Raw genomic sequence first — 16771 nt, forward strand, 5'->3', positions numbered from 1 at the left:
CCGCCGCAAGGGCCTCAGACCACGATCATCTTCACCACGACGCCCGCGCAGTTGCCCGCCACGCAGATGCGCACGGGGATCTCGAAGTGCCCGCTCATGGCCGGGACCCCGCCGACATGGCCGTCCGGGCCGATGCTCACGCCCTCCGGCAGCTTGTCGTAGTCGGTCACGGTGAACGTGGGCAGGACGCCGGTCGGGCCCCCGTTGATCGAGATCTCCCCGTTCATCGGCTCCCCGACCTTGCCGGGGAAGGTGAGGTTGCCCGGCTCCCATGGAACGTTCCGGTAGACGATGAGCGTGATCATGTCTTCGGCGCAGGTGCGCCCGCGGCAGAGCTCGATCGGCGAGGCGAAGGTGCCGGGCCTCAGCGGCTTGCCCTGCAGGCTGCCGCTCTCGTCCACCCGGACGCCCGGCGCCACCTCTTTGGGCCGGATCTGGGCCTGCTCGTCGAAGGGCAGGATCCGCTCGCCGACCTCGATGCCCTGGGTGGCGTAGAACGTGGTCTCGACCAGCAGGCCGGGCTTGGATGTCCGGGGCGGGCTCATTCCGTTGCTGCGGATCAGGGAGGACGCCCGCTCCCCGACCGAAGGCAGAGCGGGGATCAACGCACAGATAGCCAGCCCGCCGATCAGGACAAGCCACATTTGCCGCATATTTACCCCCCGGTCCGACTAACCGGGTACTTACCCGCTTCAGTGCGGAGCGTCACACCAGCACCACGCATAATCAACAGCATGGCCGCAGAATCCGCCCAGACCCTGGAGCGCGGGCTCCGCCTGCTCCGGCTGCTCGCCGACGGGCACGGGGGCCGCACACCCACCGAACTGGCCGCCTCGCTGGAGCTGAGCAGGCCGGTGGTGTACCGGCTGGTCACGACGCTGATGAACGAGGGTTTCGCGCGCAGGGACGCCGAGGGGCGGGTGCATCTCGGGTTCGGGGTGCTGGTGCTGGCGCAGGCCGTACAACCGCTCCTGCGGGCGGCGGCGCTGCCGACGCTGCGGCGCCTGGCCGAGGAGGTGGGCGCCACCGCGCACCTGACCGTGGCCGAGGGCGACGACGGGCTCGCGGTCGCGGTCGTCGAGCCGTCCTGGACCGACCTGCACGTGGCCTACCGCGAGGGCTCGCGGCACCCGCTGGCCAAGGGCGCGGCGGGCCAGGCCATCCTCGCGATGCGCGGCGGCAACACCGGGTATCAGGTGACGGAGGGCCAACTCCAGGAGGGTGCCCGCGGGATCGCCGCACCGGTCACGGGACTGCCGTGGCTGGAGGCGTCCGTGGGGGTGGTGAGCTTCGGCGGACTCGCCGAGGGCACCGGTCCCCGCGTCGTGGTGGCCGCCGGCGAACTCGCCGCCGCGCTTGGTTGACAGTACGGCCCGCCATGAAGGACGGTAGTTACACATAGAGGACATAAGTGTCCGATAACCGGACGGAGTTGAGAGAGATGCCGTACTACCGGCTCGTAGGCGAGATACCCAGGAAGCGCCACGTGCAGTTCCGGCGCCCGGACGGCGGCCTGTACGCCGAGGAGCTCATGGGCGAAGAGGGCTTCTCATCCGACTCCTCCCTGCTCTACCACCGCCACCTCCCCACCGCGATCGTCAAGGCCGAGGCGGTCGAACCGCTCCTGCCCGCCACGACCAGCGCGAACCTGCCGCTCTCCCCGCGCCACTTCCGCACCCAGGACCTCGCCTCCGCCGGAGACCTGGTGACCGGCCGGATGCTGCTGTCCGCCAACGGCGACGTCCGATTGTCGTACGCCACCAGCGACCGCCCCAGCGAGCTGTACCGCAACTCCATGGGCGACGAGTGCGTCTACATCCAGCGCGGCAACGTACGCTTCGAGTCCACCTACGGCGTCATCGAGGCGGGAGAGGGCGACTACATCGTCGTCCCCACCGGCACCATCCACCGGTGGGTGCCGTCCGGCACCGTGAACGTGCTGGCCATCGAGGCCTCCGGGCACATCAGGCCGCCCAAGCGCTACCTGTCGCAGTACGGCCAGTTCCTGGAGCACGCCCCCTACTGCGAGCGCGACCTGCGCACCCCGCAGGAGCCCTTCACCGCCGAGGGCGAGGAGGTTCCGGTCCTCGTCCGCACCCGCGGCGGGCTGACCAGGCTCGTCTACCGCAACCACCCGTTCGACGTGGTCGGCTGGGACGGCTACCTCTACCCCTACGCCTTCAACATCAACGACTTCGAGCCGATCGTGAAGAAGACGCACGCGCCGCCGCCCGTGCACCAGACGTTCGAGGGCCCCGGCTTCGTGGTCTGCTCGTTCATGCCGAGGCCGCTGGACTTCCACCCCGACGCCGTGCCGATCCCCTACAACCACCACAACGTGGACTCCGACGAGTTCATGTTCTACGTCGGCGGCGACTACTCCGCCCGCGCGGGCTCCGGCATCGACGTCGGCTCGATCTCCTTGCATCCGGCCGGCTTCACCCACGGCCCGCAGCCGGGAGCGGTCGAAGCGGTCATCGAGGCCGGCGCCACCCACACCAGCGAGATGGCCGTCATGGTCGACACCTTCCGCCCGCTCGACCTCGGCCAGGGCGCGCTGTCGTGCGAGGACCCCGGCTACGCCTGGACCTGGGCACGATGAACACCCTGTTCACCGCCCTCGTCGACGACGCCGGCCTGTTCCCGCCGACCTCGCTGCACATGAACGAGGCCCTCGCCCGCCACCGGCGCGACCTCGAAGCGGCCAGCCCCCTGCTCACCCACCGCTTCCTGTGCCCCGCCTCCCGCCTCGACACGCTGCGCCGCGCCGAGCCCCGTCCCACCCGCATGGGCCTGATCCTCGACACCGGCGAACTGCCCGCCTTCGCCGACCTCCCCATCGACTTCGTGGAGGTACGGCTGCCGCCCGAGGAGGCCGGCCGCCTGGACCTGCCCGACGGCGTCCGCCTGTTCATCGAGGTCCCGGCCCGATCCCAGGTCACCGGCCTGCCCGAGGGCGCCGGGCTCAAGGTGCGCTGCGGCGGGACGACCGCCGACGCCTTCCCGCCCGCCGAACACCTGGGCGCCTTCATCGCCCACTGCGTGAACAACGACATCCCGTTCAAGGCCACGGCCGGGCTGCACCACGCCGTACGCCACTTCGACCCCGCGCTCGGCGTCGACCGGCACGGCTTCCTCAACCTCGTGCTCGCCGTCTGCGAGGCCGTGGAGCACCGCGATCCGGTGCCCGTCCTGCGCACGACCGACGTCGGCCATCTGGTACGGCTGGCGCTGGCCGTACCGGAGGAGAGCGCGAAGCGCGCCCGTGAACTGCTGGTCAGCTACGGATCGTGCAGCACAAGCACGCCCATCGACGACCTCAAGACACTAGGAGTGATCAGTGACGGAGCGTAGGTGGGGCGTCGAGAACCTGCCCTATGGGGTGTTCTCCCGCCGGGGCGAGGCCCCGCGCGTGGGCGTGCGCTTCGAGGACCGCGTCCTGGACCTGTCCGCGTTTCTGCACGACGAGGTGTTCGCCACCGGCAGCCTCAACGCCTTCATGGCCCGCGGGCGGCACGCCTGGCACGACACCCGCGCGCTCATCCAGACCAAGCTGACCGACGACCTCTCGCTGGCAGAACCGCACCTGATCCCGCTCGACCAGGTCACGCTCCACCTGCCCGTCGAGGTCGCCGACTACGTCGACTTCTACGCCTCGGTCGACCACGCCACCAACATGGGCAAGATGTTCCGGCCGAACGCGGAGGCGCTGCTGCCCAACTGGCGCCACCTGCCCGTCGGCTACCACGGTCGCTCGGGGACCGTGGTGGTCTCGGGCACGCCGGTCACGCGGCCCAGCGGGCAGTTGCGCGCCGGGGTGTTCGGTCCGTGCGCCAAGCTCGACATCGAGGCCGAACTGGGCTTCGTGGTCGGCACGCCGTCCGCGATCGGGGCTCCCGCCGGGGCGTTCGAGGACCACGTGTTCGGGGTGACGCTGCTCAACGACTGGAGCGCCCGCGACATCCAGGGCTGGGAGGCGCAGCCGCTCGGGCCCTTCCTGGGCAAGTCGTTCGCGACCTCGATCTCGCCGTGGGTGACGCCGCTGGAGGCGCTGCCGCGGGTGCCGGGGCGTGCGCAGGATCCGGCGCCGCTGGACTATCTGCGCAGGCAGGGTGACTGGGGGCTGGACATCGAGCTCGAAGTGCTGCTCAACGGGGTCGTGGTGTCGCGGCCGCCGTACCGGAGCATGTACTGGACGCCGGATCAGATGCTCGCCCACATGACCGTGAACGGCGCGGCGCTGCGGACCGGCGACCTCTACGGCAGCGGCACGATCTCCGGGCCCGAGCCCGGACAGCGCGGCTCGCTCATGGAACTGAGCTGGAACGGCACCGAGCCGATCAAGCTGCCCGACGGGTCAGTGCGCACGTTCCTGGAGGACGGCGACACGGTGACCATCACCGCCACCGCCGGCGGGCTCGGCCTGGGGGAGGTTTCCGGAACTGTCCGATAGGTGACTCGATGTGCTCAAGCCGTGACTCACCGCTACCCTAGGAGCTCCCCGCCCCCAGGAATCCAGGAGTGAGATGCGGCGTGCCGCGGCTTTCTGTCTCGTCGTCCTGCTCACGGTCGTGGGGTGCTCCTCGGTCACGGCCGAGACCCCCGCGGCCGCGCCCCCGGTCATCACCACCTTTCCGGCCTTCGACTCCGACCGCGCCCGGCCGGACCGCGGCCTCGTGGTCAAGGCCGGCGGCGGCACGTTGCGCCAGGTCCTCGCGTACGCCGCGGGCCGCCCGGTGCCCGGCTCCCTCGACCCGGGGGGCACCACCTGGCGTTCCAGCTGGGCGCTGGAGCCCGACACCGAGTACGCGGTGACCGCGACCGCCGCCACCACCGGCGGTCCTTCGTCCATCGCCATGGGCCGCTTCCGCACCCGCGCCGCCGGCCGCGCCTTCAACGTCGCCTCCGTCTCGCCGCTGCCCGGCGAGGAGGTCGGCGTCGGCATGCCGATCATCGTCACCTTCGACGGCCCCGTCCGCGACAAGGCCGCCGTGGAGCGCGCGCTCGAGGTCACCGCGGCCAAGCCGATCGAGGGCGCCTGGCGCTGGACCGGCGACACCCAGGTCGTCTATCGCACCAGCCGCTTCTGGCCGGCCCGGCAGAAGGTCACCTTCACCGCCCACCTGACCGGCGTACGCCCGTCCCCCGGCGTCCTCGGCACCGCCGACCACACGCTCTCCTTCACCGTGGGCCGCAAGCAGACCAGCACCGTCGACACCCGCACCCACCAGATGGTGGTCAGGCGCGACGGCCAGGTCGTCCAGAACATGGCCATCAGCGCGGGCATGGCCACCACCCGCGAATACACCACCACCAGCGGAGTCCATCTCACGATGGACAAGGGAAACCCGGTGCGCATGGTGTCCCCGGGACGAAAAAAAGGCGACCCCGGTTTTTACGACCTGATGATCGACCACGCCGTGCGCATCTCGAATTCCGGCGAATACGTGCACGCGAAGAACAACGTCTGGGCCCAGGGCCGGGCCAATGTCAGCCACGGCTGCATCAATTCCCGCCCTGACCAGGCAGCTTGGTTCTACGCCAACTCCCTGCGCGGCGACCCCGTCAGCATCACCGGCACCGACCGGCCACTCGAATGGAACAACGGCTGGGGCTACTGGCAGCTTTCCTGGGAGAAATGGCGGCTGGGCAGCGCACTTCACGATCCGGCATCCGGCGGCGGATGGGTGCAACAAGCGCCCGCTCCAGGTTTAACGTAGGAGGGGGAACATCAAGCAGACCTAGGCCCGTTCATCTGTCAGGAGGGCCAACGCATGGAAGATTGGGTCATCTGGATAATCCTCGCCGTCGTGCTCGGTGTGGCGGAAATCTTCACCCTCACGGCCGCTCTGGGCATCCTTGGCGTCGCATCTCTCTTGACCGCCGCCACCGCGGCACTAGGCCTGCCCATTCCGCTTCAACTGCTCGTCTTCACACTGTCGTCGGCGGCCGGGCTGTTCACTGTCCGGCCCATCGCCCTGCGGCACATCCGCCAGCCCCAGCTCAAGCGCTTCGGCGTGGAGGCGCTGGTCGGCAAGCCCGCGTACGTGACCTCCGAGGTCACCGGCCGCGACGGCAGAGTGCGCATCGGTGGCGAGGAATGGTCCGCACGCGCCTATGACGAAACGCTGGTCATCCCCACCGGGGCGACCGTCGACGTCATCGAGATCGAGGGCGCCACCGCCCTCGTCTATCCCCGGGAGTGATCATATGGAGCTGCTGATCGTCGGCTTGGTCATCGCCCTCTTCGCGGTGATCACGGTACTCAAAGCGGTACGCATCGTGCCGCAGGCGAGGGCCCGCAACGTCGAGCGGCTCGGCCGGTACCACCGCACCCTCAAACCCGGACTCAACTTCGTCATCCCCTACGTCGACCGCGTCTACACGATGATCGACCTGCGCGAACAGGTCGTCTCCTTCCGGCCCCAGCCGGTCATCACCGAGGACAACCTCGTCGTCGAGATCGACACCGTCCTCTACTTCCAGGTCACCGACCCCCGCGCGGCCGCCTACGAGATCGCCAACTACATCCAGGCCGTCGAACAACTCACCGTCACCACCCTGCGCAACGTCGTCGGCTCCATGGACCTGGAGAAGACCCTCACCTCCCGCGACACCATCAACAGCCAGCTACGCGGCGTCCTCGACGAGGCCACCGGCAAATGGGGCCTGCGCGTCAACCGGGTCGAGATCAAGGCGATCGACCCGCCCAAGACCATCAAGGACGCGATGGAGAAGCAGATGCGGGCCGAACGCGACAAGCGGGCCGCCATCCTCACCGCGGAAGGCCAGCGCCAATCCCAGATCCTCACCGCGGAAGGCGACAAGCAGGGCCGCATCCTGCGCGCCGAAGGCCAGCGCACCGCCGCCATCCTCGAAGCCGAAGGCCAGTCCCGCGCCATCGACCAGGTCTTCCAGGCCGTCCACCGCAACGACCCCGACCCCAAGCTGCTCGCCTACCAGTACCTCCAGGTGCTGCCGCAGCTCGCCCAGGGCGAGGGCAACACCTTCTGGGTCATCCCCAGCGAGGTGACCTCCGCGCTGCAGGGCGTGTCCAAGGCGTTCACCGAAGCCCTGCCCCGCTCGGCCGCCACCCGAGACGAGATCACGGACGCGTCGGCGGCTGATGAGGAGGTGGCCAAGGCATCAGAGGCGGCAGCCGAAGCCGTGGCCTCGGCACAGGAGGCGGAGAAGCCTGGGCTGCCCCGGCAGTTGGGCGCGGCCGTACCGGAACCATCCCCCTTCCCCAACCTCGAAAAGGACCCCCAGCCGCGCAACCCCTAAAAGCAAGGAGCTCCGCTACGCTCCGCGCGTGCTTCCAGTCGGGCCGGGGCCCGACCCCTGTCGGGCCTCGCTCCGCTCGGGCTGTCTTACTTGAGGTCCCACCCCTTGCCCAGCTGGATGGTCAGCCAGTTGGAGCCCACCCGACACGCTCGGGCCGTCCTTCCTGGGCCCGCCCGTTGCCCGGTTAGGTGGTTGGCCCGGCGGAGCCCACCCCGCAGTCGCCCAGTTGGGTGCTTGAACAGGTGGGCTCCCACCCCTTGCCCATGCGGGTGGTTGGGCAGTTGGAGCCCATGTCAACTGGATCGAGGAAGGCGGACGCTTCGGGTTCGTCCAGGGGCGGAGGGTGGGTCAGCCGGGGCTGGGGCGGCCGTGGCGCCAGTAGCCGATGAAGGCGATGTCCCGCTTCTCGATGTGCCGTTCGTTGACCAGGTGGCGGCGTACGCCGGTGGCCAGTTTCGACTCGCCGGCTATCCAGGAGTAACAAGGCTTGCCCAGGTCGGGGGAATCCTTGATGGCCTCCAGGGCCAGGGTGCCGGGGACTGTGGGGGCGCCGTCGCGGGACAGCCAGGTCACGTGTACGCCCGCCGGGCACACGATCGTGTCGCGGATGTCGGCGGACTGCGGGACCTCCAGGAACACGTGACCGGTGAGGTCGGCGGGAGCCGTACTCAGGATGGAGAGGATCGCGGGCAGGGCGCTCTCGTCGCCCACCAGCAGTTGGCGGTCGGCGCCGTCGGGTGGGAGATAGGTGTAGCCCTCGTCGAGGATGCCGGCCGGGTCGCCGGGGCGGGCGCGGGCGGCCCAGGCGGAGGCGGGGCCGTCGTCGCCGTGGAGGGCGAACTCTATGTCCAGTTCCTGGTGGTCCGGGCGGTGGTCGCGGACGGTGTAGGTGCGTACCCACGGGCGGCGGGAGGTGGGCTGCAGCAGTGTTTCCGGCATCCAGGCGTCGTTGCGGAAGGTGGGCAGCCACAGGTCGTCCTGGCCTTCGCGCGGGAAGAAGAGGCGTACGCCGTGGTCGCGGCCGGGGCTGGTGAAGCCGGCGAGGGCCGGGCCGGCGAAGGTCAGGCGGTTGAATGACGGGCTCAGCCGGACGTTGGCGCGGACTTCGAGGGGCATGGTGCGCCGTCCTCTGGCTCGCTTGACCTTGGGGATCATCTCCGGGCCTCGGCCAGGCGGAGGCGTACACCGTCGAGGAAGAGCTCCAGGCCGTACGCGAAACGTTCCTCGGGGTCGGCGGTGATCATGCCTTCGACGGCGCGGCGCAGTTCGGTGTCGGCCAGTTCGCTTCCGCGTCGCTCCCAGTCGCCGGCCTCGCGCTGGGCCTGCTCCTCGATGGTGTGGCCGAGCACGTAGTACATGGCGGTGAAGATCACCCACCCGGCCCGGTCGAGCGGGAAGCCGGCGTCGGTGAGGATGCGCATGGCCTGGTTGCCGCCGCGCACGGTGTTCGGCTCGGTCACGTACGTACCCGCGACCACGCGGGCGCCGTCGCGGTGGGCGAGCATGGCGCGGCGCAGGCGGTGGGCGATCTCCGCCAGCTGGGCGTCCCAGGGGCCGGGGGCGAGCGGGGTCTCGGTCACGGTGCCGATGATCCGGTCGGCCATGGCGCCGAGCAGGGCCTCTTTGTTCTTGAAGTGCCAGTAGATGCCGCCGGCCTGGACTCCCAGCCGCGCGCCCAGTTTGCGCATGGTCAGGCCGTCCAGGCCGTCGGTGTCGAGCAGGGCCAGCGCCCCGGTCACGACGTCCGCACGCTTCAGTTGCATGCGGGGAGTGTGGCACGGAACCTGAACACCGTTCAATCCTGAACGCCGTTCAAGTGAGCAGGATCACGCTGACCGGGTGACGGGCTCCCCAATGCTCCGAGGGCCGCGTGAGGTCTCGGAAGCGGGTGAGGGTGCTGGGCCGGCGGGCCTGGGGAGTGGCCGAGATCAGTCGACTTCGAGGGGGGCGCCGTCGCTGTCGACCAGTTCGCAGGGGGCCACGGGGCCGTTGGAGATGCCCGCCCAGATGCCGGCCACCACGTAGCGGTCCTCCTTGCCCACCGCGAACATCAGCACGCCGGTCTGGCCGGGACCGATCTTGGCGAGGTCGAGCTGGTAGCCGGGGTCGTCGCTCATGTCCACGGTGGGCGGGAAGACGGTGAGCTTGGACTGCTCCCGCGGCACCCAGCTGTCGCTGCGCTTCTTCGGGCTGCACTGCTTGCCCTGCGGCACGAAGTCGACCACCACGTCGTAGCCCATGCCCTGGAGGTTGGCCTCCAGGCCCTTGGGGTCCTTGGCCTCGTTGATGGTGACGGTGAGGGTGCCGTCGGGGTTCTTCTCCACGGCGTGGGCGGGGGCGCCGCCGCCCAGGACCAGCGGGAGGGCCACGGCGGCCGCGGCGGCCACGCCCAGCACCGGGGCCAGGATCATCGGGCGGAACAGGTTGCGGCGCGGCCGGGTCTGGATCTCTGCCATCACGAACTCCTTCAGGTCACGGTGACGGCCGTCGGGAAGGTCGCGCTCCTCCGGGAAGACGTTCATGGGGTGCTCTCCTTGACGGACCGGACCGCGGTGCCGCGGTCACCTCTTACCTGTCGGCGGGTGGCGGCGAGTTCCAATTTCTTGCGGGCCCGGGACAGGCGGGAGCGGACCGTGCCCACGGGGACGCCGAGCGCCTCGGCCGCCTCCGCGTAGTCGAGGCCCGCGCCCACGCACAGGGCGAGGACGTCCTGCTCGTGTTCGCGCAGCCGTACGAAGGCTTCGCGCACGTCGTCCAGGTGCTGGGCGTCGGCCACCCGGTCGATCAGCTCGTCGGCGAAGTCGGGGACGGCCTCGGGCCTGGGCATTCTGGCCAGCGCGTCCCGGTGTCTTCGAGCGGAACGCCGCAGGTTGCGGGCCACGTTGGTGGCCACGCCCAGGAGCCAGGGACGCAGGGAACCGCCTTCCGGTTCGATCCGGTCCCGCAGCCGCCAGGCTTCCAGGAACGTCAGCGACACCACGTCCTCGGCGGCCGACCAGTCGCCGGTCAGCCGGTAGGCGTGGTTGTAGACGGCCTTGGCGAACTCGTCGAACAGGTCGCCGAAGGCCTGCTGGTCTCCGTCCCGGATCCGGGCGCGCGTCGTCACATCCACACCCTGTACTGTCCGCGGGTGCCCGGGGGTTCCAGGGTTCAGGGATGGAAGTCGGTGACCAGGGCGGCGTGGTCGGAGTAGAACGGGCCCGGTGGGTGGTGGGGCAGGCGTTCGGTGATGATCCTGGAGTCCGCGACCTTGAGGCCCTTGGTGAAGATGTAGTCGATGCGTTCGGGGATTTTCACGTGGGCGCGGTCGGGCTGGGTGCTCCAGGTGTGGCCGGGGTCCTGGGAGACGGCGCGGAAGGTGTCGGTGTATCCGGCGTCCACCAGGATCTGGGTGGTGCGCAGGTGCGGCCAGTCGGCGGCGGGCAGGACGTTGAGGTCGCCGGCCAGCACTACCGGTGAACGGTCGCCGTCCAGCAGGCGTGGCAGTTCCTCGCCGGCGATCCGGTTGAGCTCGGCCAGCTGTACCCGCTCGGCCTGCCGGATCGCCTCGGGAGAAGCGCCGGAGGCGATCACGTCGCCCAGCCAGGGCTCGGAGAAGTTGAGCCAGGTGATGAAGACATTCACCTCGACCCCGCCGGACAAACCAGGCAGGGCAACGCGGATGCCGCCGAAGCGGAAGTCGTCGAACGATGGCGGGAACACGTGCGTCACCGGCAACCGGCTGAAGATCCAGAGGTTGTCGCGGTCCCTGGCGGTGATCCGGGTTCCGGTGTAGCCGGGCAGACCGTGGAGGATCGTCTCGGCGGCGCCGTACGTCTCGATGGAGCAGAAGACGTCAGGGGCGACGGCGGCGACCTGCTCCACGATGAGGGGCAGGTCGGCGCGGCCGCCGTCCCAGATGTTCCACGACAGGACCCTCAACGCCACTCCAGCAGCACATATCCCCGGTGCGGGACGTCGGCCTCGACGTGGACGCGGCCCTCGGCGCGACGCACGGGGACGGGCGCGGGTTCGGCGAGCGGGGCCAGGAGCGTCGCGGTGACGTCCCGGTCGAGGTCGGCGACGGGGCGGGCGGGGTCGGCCGAGCCGTTGGCGATCGCCAGGCGCCAGCCCGTGCCGGTTCTGGCCAGGTGTGGCAGCAGGTGCGGGCCGCCGGTGACCAGGGGAAGCTTCGCGTCCAGGTAGTGGAGGGCGCGGTGGGCGAGTGACTGGCCGTCGTCGCAGCGGCCGAGCGACTCGGGGGTACAGGCGGCCAGGGTGACGACGCGGCCGCCCAGGCCGTTGGTGAAGGCGACGCGGCCGTCGCCCCAGTGTTCGCCGCGCGGGGTGAGGATCTCGGTCCAGGTCTCGGCTCCGGGCAGGGCCGCGAGCCGCGCGACGGCCGGCTGTACGTTCACGCTGAGCAACTGCCCACTGTCCAGAACCCGCTCCATGCTGTACGGCTGCCGCGCCGGCGCGTCCCGCTCGGCCACCTCCTCCACGCGCACCCCGAGCAGTTCCCCGAACCCGCGCTCGGCCAGCACGAGCGCCGCGTGCCCGTCGAGCAGCAGCCCGCCGGACAGCAACCTCTCCACCTCGCCGTCGGGCACACCCCAGGCGACCTTGCCGAACACGGCGTTGACCGCGCCCACCCCGGCCTGGACGGGCACCCCGTAGGGCAGCAGGTACTCGGCCGCCCGCAGCGGGTCGGCCCGCAGGCCGTCGAGCCCGCCGTCGCCCCACACGTGGGCGGCGGTGTCGGGCCACCACGGCACGCCCACCCCATGCACCGAAATATCCGGACTGAACGCCCGGTCCACGGCCGGGCGCGACCGCGACAACATCCGGCCCACCCGCGGATAACGCTGCGGGTCACCGGTCACGAACGGATGCACGTCCAGCAGCAACCCGCCCGCACCGGACAGCCGGGCCGTCACCATCTCCGACCACGTCTGGGTGTCGGACTTGGTCCACTCGGTGTGCGGCCAGTTCTCGATCTCCGGCGCCACCTCCACCCCGGCCGGGCGCAGCCCCCGCTGCAGCTCCAGCATCGCGATCGAGTACGACAGCCGCCGCCCCGGCGCGTCCCCGTAGGGCGCGAAGTGCGGCCGGTGCACCTCGACCCGGTCGAAGAACGCCGCCCAGTCCCGGCCCTCGACCGAGGCCACGCCCAGCCCGGAGCTCATCAGCCCGAGCTTGGCCCGGCCGGCCACGGCCTGCCGTACCAGATCGAGGACTTCGAGCTGCGCCTCGCGCCAGGTGCGCTGCAGCAGCGCCCGCCAGGGGTGCGGCGGGCCGGTGGCGGTGATCGCGGCGACCAGCTCCTCGCGGGCCGGCTTGTCGCCCGCGAGCAGCGCGAACCGCTCCAGCATCTCGGGCTCGAAGCCGCCGCCCCAGGTCAGCGGGGCGTGGTTGTGGAAGCGGAAGTCGTCCTCCAGCCAGAGCACGCGGAAGCCCAGCCGGGAGAAACGCCCGTAGTGCCCGGCCAGCCAGTCGCGCCAGACCGGGCAGGCGAACGAGGCGGTCGCCGTCGCCGCCTCGCCCAGCGGGGAGACCATGGGCGCGAAGCCGAGGTCCTGCGTGCGGCCGCGGTCGGCGTGGCCGACGGTGACCCACGGGTTCAGGCTCGCGCCGATCCCGTGCGCGTCCAGCACGTCCTTCACCTCGGCCACGTGCTCGAACCACAGGTCCTCGCCGACGCCGACCGGGTGCCCGGCGTGCAGCTCCTCGGAACCGTAGATGAGCACGACCTCCTCGATCCCGTGCTCGGCGCAGTACGCCGCCAGCCTGGCCGGATCCCGGCCTGGCAGCACCTGGTAGCGGAGGTGGTAGGTCATGACTGCCCGCGGTCGAAGTAGGCCACCAGCTCGGGGTCGAGCGCCGGGATGTCGTACGGCATGCCGCCGTCGCGCAGCGACATCGTGGCCATGTACCCCGCGGCGACGCTCATCCGGGCGGCCACCGGCGAGGTGTCGGTCACGCCGCCCTCACGGACGAATCTGCAGAACTCGCCGATGATGCCCGGGTCGGCGCCGCCGTGCGAGCCCTTGGCCTCGGGGATCTTGTAGGTGATGTCGGCGTCGGCCCGGTACTCGCTCGGGCCGGTGTTCCACACCTTGACCTCGTCGCCGGGGCCGTCGCCGAAGTTCTCCAGGCGGCCCTCGGTGCCGATCACCGTGTAGTTGCGGAAGTAGTCCGGCGAGAAGTGGCACTGCTGGTAGGCGGCGATGACGCCGTTGTCCAGGCGCATGTTCATCACGGACACATCCTCCACGTCGACGACGTGGTTGAGATCGCGGCGCGTTGTAGGCGGCCAGTCGAACTCCTTCAGCCACCCCTCCGGCCTGGGCGTGTCCGGGGCGCGGCGGGGCAGGTCGCCGTAGACCATGAGGTCGCCGAAGGCGTTGACGCGGCTGGTGTAGCCGCCGGCCAGCCAGTGGATGACGTCCAGGTCGTGCGCGGCCTTCTGCAGCAGGAGGCCGGTGGTCTGACGGCGGTCGGCGTGCCAGTCCTTGAAGTAGTAGTCGCCGCCGTAGGAGACGAAGTGCCGCACCCAGACGGCCTTCGGCTCGCCGATCACGCCCTTCTGGATGATCTCCCGCATCAGCCGGACCACGCCCATGTGGCGCATGTTGTGCCCGACGTACAGCCGCGTACCGGTCCTGCGGGCGGTCTCCAGGATGTTGTCGCAGCCCTCGACCGTGATGTGCATCGGCTTCTCGAGATAGACGGCCTTGCCCGCCTCCAGGCAGTCGACGGCCAGCCGCTCGTGGGTGTCGTCCGGGGTCGCCAGGATGATCGCGTCGATGTCGTCGCGTTCCAGCAGGTCGCGGTAGTCCTCGGCGAGGAAGTCGGCCTCGAACCGCTTCGACTGGCGCTTGAGGACGGCCGGGTCGATGTCGCACAGCGCGCTCACCACCGACCCCTTGCCCGGCCGGTGCGCGGCCAGGTGCAGACTCGTCCGGAGACCGAGACCAACGGCTCCGATGCGCAGGTCTTCCACTTAGATCCCTTCTCGCGGGTACGGCGAGCCGTTCCACATCTTGCTGGCGAGGATGGCGAACGTGGGCCGGATCAGCCGGTCCACGTCCTGCTCGGTGTAGTCGAGTTCGGTCATGTCGTTCCACACCGCCGACATGGCGCCGCGTAGCAGCGGATGCCGGGGTTCGACGGACTTGCCGCCCGGGAAGACGTGCGGCTGCCACTCGCGGGCCAGGAACTCCGCGTCCAGCCCGTCCGGGTGGTAGTAGCCGGCCTTCGGGACGACGTAGAGCGTCTCGTCGTTGGTGTTGATGAACGGGTAGCCGTCCCTGATCGCCTCGACCGGGTCGTACCAGGAGTTGGCCCAGGTGTTGATCGTCACGTCCCGGTCGTAGCCCTCGGCGTCGCCGGTCATCCGGGTGAAGCTGCCCCAGGCGCGGGCCTGCTTGCCGTGTGACCTGACGTGGGCGGCCATGGCGTTGAAGTAGTCGCGGAACAGCCCGGGGTCGGCGAAGTACTCGTCGGCGCCGAAGTGCACCGCCGGACCGCGGAACCACGGGACGAACTCGTCGAACAGCTCCATCATGAACGCGGTCGTCTCCGGCCTGGACAGGTCCAGGTGGTCGCCTTCGCCCAGTTCGGGGCGGAAGCGGGTGAAGGCCAGCGAGTGCGCCGGGCCGTCGATCTCCGGGATCAGCCGGACGCCGTTGGCCGCGGCGACGTCCTCGAAGGAGTCCCAGTCGGCCCGCGTGTACACGCCGTCGGCCGCCGACAGGCCGGGGAAGCGGGCGCTGGCCAGGCGGAACGCGGCCTGGACGCCGTCCCAGCCGCCGCCTTCCCTCTTGAAGCCGTTGTCGTTGAGGTGGAGCTGCAGCTCGTTGAGCTTGAGCTCGCCCATGTGCCCGATCAGGTCGCGGATGTAGCCGGGGGTGAAGAAGCGGCGGCCGACGTCGAGCATGAAGCCGCGTACCTCGTAGTCGGGCCAGTCCACGGCCACGCCGACCGGCAGTTCGCCGTCCCGGGCCAGTGCTTGTCCGGCGGTGCGGGAGCCGTACAGGAGACCGGTCTTCGACGGCGCCTCCACGACGGCGGCGGCGCGCGTGATCGTGAGGCGGTAGCCCTCCTCGGCGAAGCGCGGGCCGCCCTCGTCGTCGCTCAGGCCGGGGACGAGCACCGTGCGGATCTCCGCGGGCCGGCAGACGCCCTCGCCCGCCAGCCAGCGCCGGACGTTCACTGCTCCACCTGGCCGCGGTCGAAGTAGGCCACCAGCTCGGGGTCCAGGGCCGGGATGTCGTACGGCACGCCGCCGTCACGCAGCGACATCGTGGCCATGTACCCCGCTGCCACGCTCATCCGGGCGGCCACCGGCGAGGTGTCGGTCACCCCGCCCTCACGCACGAACCCGCGGAACTCGCTAACGATCCGCTCGTCGGAACCACCGTGTGAGCCCTTGGTCTCGGGCACCTTGTACGTGATGTCACCTTCAGCGCGATACCCGGTGGGACCGTGGTTCCACACCTTGACGTGACCACCGTCGTTCTCCAGGCGGCCTTCTGTACCGATGACCGTGTAGCTGCGGTTGTAGTCGGGCGTGAAGTGGCACTGCTGGTAGGCGGCGATGACGCCGTTGTCCAGGCGCATGTTCATGACCGAGAGGTCCTCGACGTCCACGACCGGGTTGAGGTCCTTGCGCGCGGCGGGCGGCCAGTCGAACTCCTTCAGCCACCCCTCCGGCCTGGGTGTGTCCGGGGCGCGGCGGGGCAGGTCGCCGTAGACCATGAGGTCGCCGAAGGCGTTGACCCTGGTCGTGTAGCCGCCGGCCAGCCAGTGGATGACGTCCAGGTCGTGCGCGGCCTTCTGCAGCAGCAGGCCGGTCGTCCTGGACCGCTCGGCGTGCCAGTCCTTGAAGAAGTAGTCGCCGCCGTAGGAGACGAAGTGCCGCACCCAGACGGTCTTGGGGGCGCCGATGTCACCCCTCTGGATGATCTCCCGCATCAGCCGCACGACGCCCATGTGCCGCATGTTGTGGCCCATGTAGAGGCGCATACCGGTCCTGCGCGCGGTCTCCAGGATGTTGTCGCAGCCCTCGACCGTGATGTGCATCGGCTTCTCGAGATAGACGGCCTTGCCCGCCTCCAGGCAGTCGACGGCCAGCCGTTCGTGGGTGTCGTCCGGGGTCACGACGAGGACGGCGTCGATGTCGTCGCGTTCCAGCAGGTCGCGGTGGTCCTCGGTGAGGTACGGCGAGCCGAACCGCTCCTCGGCCTTCTTCAGCGCGGCGGGGTCGGAGTCACAGAGGGCGGCGACCACCGAACCACGGCCCGGCCGGTGCGCGGCCACCGCGAGGCTGAGCCGCAGCCCGAGGCCGATGACCCCGATGCGTAGATCTTCCACGTGCCGTCCCTTCAGGCTCCTTGACCAGTCCTGAAGGTTAGCGAGGATTTATGAAAGAATCTATAGAAAATCAGGCAGAAATTCCGGCGTAAGCGACACCAGGGCCGTGAACGACCCTGGAGATAAGCAACTC

Annotated in this window: 17 protein-coding genes; 7 read left to right on the plus strand and 10 right to left on the minus strand. The window is 70.0% G+C overall.

Annotated elements, in window-relative coordinates:
• Positions 1-14: 14 nt before the first annotated feature.
• A complete protein-coding gene (locus ACFWYW_RS17890) occupies positions 15-644 on the minus strand; it encodes a hypothetical protein (protein WP_379618364.1) in 630 nt (209 codons plus the stop codon).
• 90 nt (positions 645-734) lie between these two features.
• On the opposite strand from ACFWYW_RS17890, the gene ACFWYW_RS17895 reads away from it, so the two are divergent.
• The 7 genes from ACFWYW_RS17895 to ACFWYW_RS17925 all read left to right on the plus strand — a co-directional run bounded on the left by ACFWYW_RS17895 (position 735) and on the right by ACFWYW_RS17925 (position 7284).
• A complete protein-coding gene (locus ACFWYW_RS17895; RefSeq protein ID WP_379618362.1) occupies positions 735-1364 on the plus strand; it encodes an IclR family transcriptional regulator in 630 nt (209 codons plus the stop codon).
• A gap of 77 nt (positions 1365-1441) precedes the next feature.
• Entirely contained in the window at positions 1442-2602 is a 1161-nt protein-coding gene (locus ACFWYW_RS17900) for a homogentisate 1,2-dioxygenase (RefSeq protein ID WP_379618360.1), read from the plus strand.
• Positions 2563-3354 carry a hypothetical protein gene (locus ACFWYW_RS17905; protein WP_379618358.1) on the plus strand — a complete coding sequence of 264 codons (792 nt, stop codon included), beginning with the start codon at positions 2563-2565 and terminating at the stop codon, positions 3352-3354. The genes ACFWYW_RS17900 and ACFWYW_RS17905 overlap by 40 nt, the downstream gene beginning before the upstream one ends.
• Positions 3341-4453: a fumarylacetoacetase gene (fahA, locus tag ACFWYW_RS17910; RefSeq protein ID WP_379618356.1), complete on the plus strand. Its 1113-nt coding sequence runs from the start codon at positions 3341-3343 to the stop codon at positions 4451-4453. The genes ACFWYW_RS17905 and fahA overlap by 14 nt, the downstream gene beginning before the upstream one ends.
• A gap of 73 nt (positions 4454-4526) precedes the next feature.
• Entirely contained in the window at positions 4527-5720 is a 1194-nt protein-coding gene (locus ACFWYW_RS17915; RefSeq protein ID WP_379618354.1) for an Ig-like domain-containing protein, read from the plus strand.
• Between the two features lie 54 nt (positions 5721-5774).
• Positions 5775-6206 carry an NfeD family protein gene (locus tag ACFWYW_RS17920; protein WP_379618352.1) on the plus strand — a complete coding sequence of 144 codons (432 nt, stop codon included), beginning with the start codon at positions 5775-5777 and terminating at the stop codon, positions 6204-6206.
• A gap of 4 nt (positions 6207-6210) precedes the next feature.
• The gene (locus ACFWYW_RS17925) at positions 6211-7284 is read left to right on the plus strand and encodes an SPFH domain-containing protein (RefSeq protein WP_379618350.1); all 1074 of its coding nucleotides are present in this window, start codon (positions 6211-6213) and stop codon (positions 7282-7284) included.
• Between the two features lie 348 nt (positions 7285-7632).
• On the opposite strand, the gene ACFWYW_RS17930 is transcribed toward ACFWYW_RS17925, so the two are convergent.
• The 9 genes from ACFWYW_RS17930 to ACFWYW_RS17970 form a co-directional block, all read right to left on the minus strand.
• The gene (locus ACFWYW_RS17930) at positions 7633-8400 is read right to left on the minus strand and encodes a siderophore-interacting protein (protein ID WP_379618348.1); all 768 of its coding nucleotides are present in this window, start codon (positions 8398-8400) and stop codon (positions 7633-7635) included.
• A 35-nt stretch (positions 8401-8435) separates the two neighbouring features.
• Positions 8436-9047 carry a TetR/AcrR family transcriptional regulator C-terminal domain-containing protein gene (locus ACFWYW_RS17935; RefSeq protein WP_379618346.1) on the minus strand — a complete coding sequence of 204 codons (612 nt, stop codon included), beginning with the start codon at positions 9045-9047 and terminating at the stop codon, positions 8436-8438.
• A gap of 165 nt (positions 9048-9212) precedes the next feature.
• Complete coding sequence (locus ACFWYW_RS17940) at positions 9213-9806, minus strand: hypothetical protein (protein ID WP_379618344.1); 594 nt, start codon at positions 9804-9806, stop codon at positions 9213-9215.
• Positions 9803-10390, minus strand: coding sequence for an RNA polymerase sigma factor (locus ACFWYW_RS17945; RefSeq protein WP_379618342.1), 588 nt, complete (start codon positions 10388-10390; stop codon positions 9803-9805). The genes ACFWYW_RS17940 and ACFWYW_RS17945 overlap by 4 nt, the downstream gene beginning before the upstream one ends.
• A 44-nt stretch (positions 10391-10434) precedes the next feature.
• Positions 10435-11211 carry an endonuclease/exonuclease/phosphatase family protein gene (locus ACFWYW_RS17950; protein WP_379618340.1) on the minus strand — a complete coding sequence of 259 codons (777 nt, stop codon included), beginning with the start codon at positions 11209-11211 and terminating at the stop codon, positions 10435-10437.
• Positions 11202-13100 carry a hypothetical protein gene (locus ACFWYW_RS17955; RefSeq protein WP_379618338.1) on the minus strand — a complete coding sequence of 633 codons (1899 nt, stop codon included), beginning with the start codon at positions 13098-13100 and terminating at the stop codon, positions 11202-11204. The genes ACFWYW_RS17950 and ACFWYW_RS17955 overlap by 10 nt, the downstream gene beginning before the upstream one ends.
• Positions 13097-14266 (minus strand): Gfo/Idh/MocA family protein, encoded by a 1170-nt coding sequence (locus ACFWYW_RS17960; RefSeq protein ID WP_379618336.1) that lies wholly within the window; start codon positions 14264-14266, stop codon positions 13097-13099. The genes ACFWYW_RS17955 and ACFWYW_RS17960 overlap by 4 nt, the downstream gene beginning before the upstream one ends.
• Positions 14267-15478: a glycoside hydrolase family 20 protein gene (locus ACFWYW_RS17965; RefSeq protein ID WP_379618334.1), complete on the minus strand. Its 1212-nt coding sequence runs from the start codon at positions 15476-15478 to the stop codon at positions 14267-14269.
• Positions 15475-16638 (minus strand): Gfo/Idh/MocA family protein, encoded by a 1164-nt coding sequence (locus tag ACFWYW_RS17970; protein WP_379618332.1) that lies wholly within the window; start codon positions 16636-16638, stop codon positions 15475-15477. Before ACFWYW_RS17970 ends, ACFWYW_RS17965 begins: the two co-directional genes overlap by 4 nt.
• Positions 16639-16771 lie beyond the last annotated feature (133 nt).

It is taken from the genome of Nonomuraea sp. NPDC059023, from assembly GCF_042740095.1.
Classification (GTDB): domain Bacteria; phylum Actinomycetota; class Actinomycetes; order Streptosporangiales; family Streptosporangiaceae; genus Nonomuraea.

Excerpts from the sequence above, each read along its gene's own strand:
- ACFWYW_RS17925 (WP_379618350.1), top strand. The coding sequence starts at position 6,211 with ATGGAGCTGCTGATCGTCGGCTTGGTCATCGCCCTCTTCGCGGTGATC.
- ACFWYW_RS17915 (WP_379618354.1), top strand. The coding sequence starts at position 4,527 with ATGCGGCGTGCCGCGGCTTTCTGTCTCGTCGTCCTGCTCACGGTCGTG.
- ACFWYW_RS17935 (WP_379618346.1), bottom strand. The coding sequence starts at position 9,047 with ATGCAACTGAAGCGTGCGGACGTCGTGACCGGGGCGCTGGCCCTGCTC.
- ACFWYW_RS17895 (WP_379618362.1), top strand. The coding sequence starts at position 735 with ATGGCCGCAGAATCCGCCCAGACCCTGGAGCGCGGGCTCCGCCTGCTC.
- ACFWYW_RS17900 (WP_379618360.1), top strand. The coding sequence starts at position 1,442 with ATGCCGTACTACCGGCTCGTAGGCGAGATACCCAGGAAGCGCCACGTG.
- ACFWYW_RS17940 (WP_379618344.1), bottom strand. The coding sequence starts at position 9,806 with ATGAACGTCTTCCCGGAGGAGCGCGACCTTCCCGACGGCCGTCACCGT.
- ACFWYW_RS17955 (WP_379618338.1), bottom strand. The coding sequence starts at position 13,100 with ATGACCTACCACCTCCGCTACCAGGTGCTGCCAGGCCGGGATCCGGCC.
- ACFWYW_RS17920 (WP_379618352.1), top strand. The coding sequence starts at position 5,775 with ATGGAAGATTGGGTCATCTGGATAATCCTCGCCGTCGTGCTCGGTGTG.
- ACFWYW_RS17930 (WP_379618348.1), bottom strand. The coding sequence starts at position 8,400 with ATGCCCCTCGAAGTCCGCGCCAACGTCCGGCTGAGCCCGTCATTCAAC.
- ACFWYW_RS17890 (WP_379618364.1), bottom strand. The coding sequence starts at position 644 with ATGTGGCTTGTCCTGATCGGCGGGCTGGCTATCTGTGCGTTGATCCCC.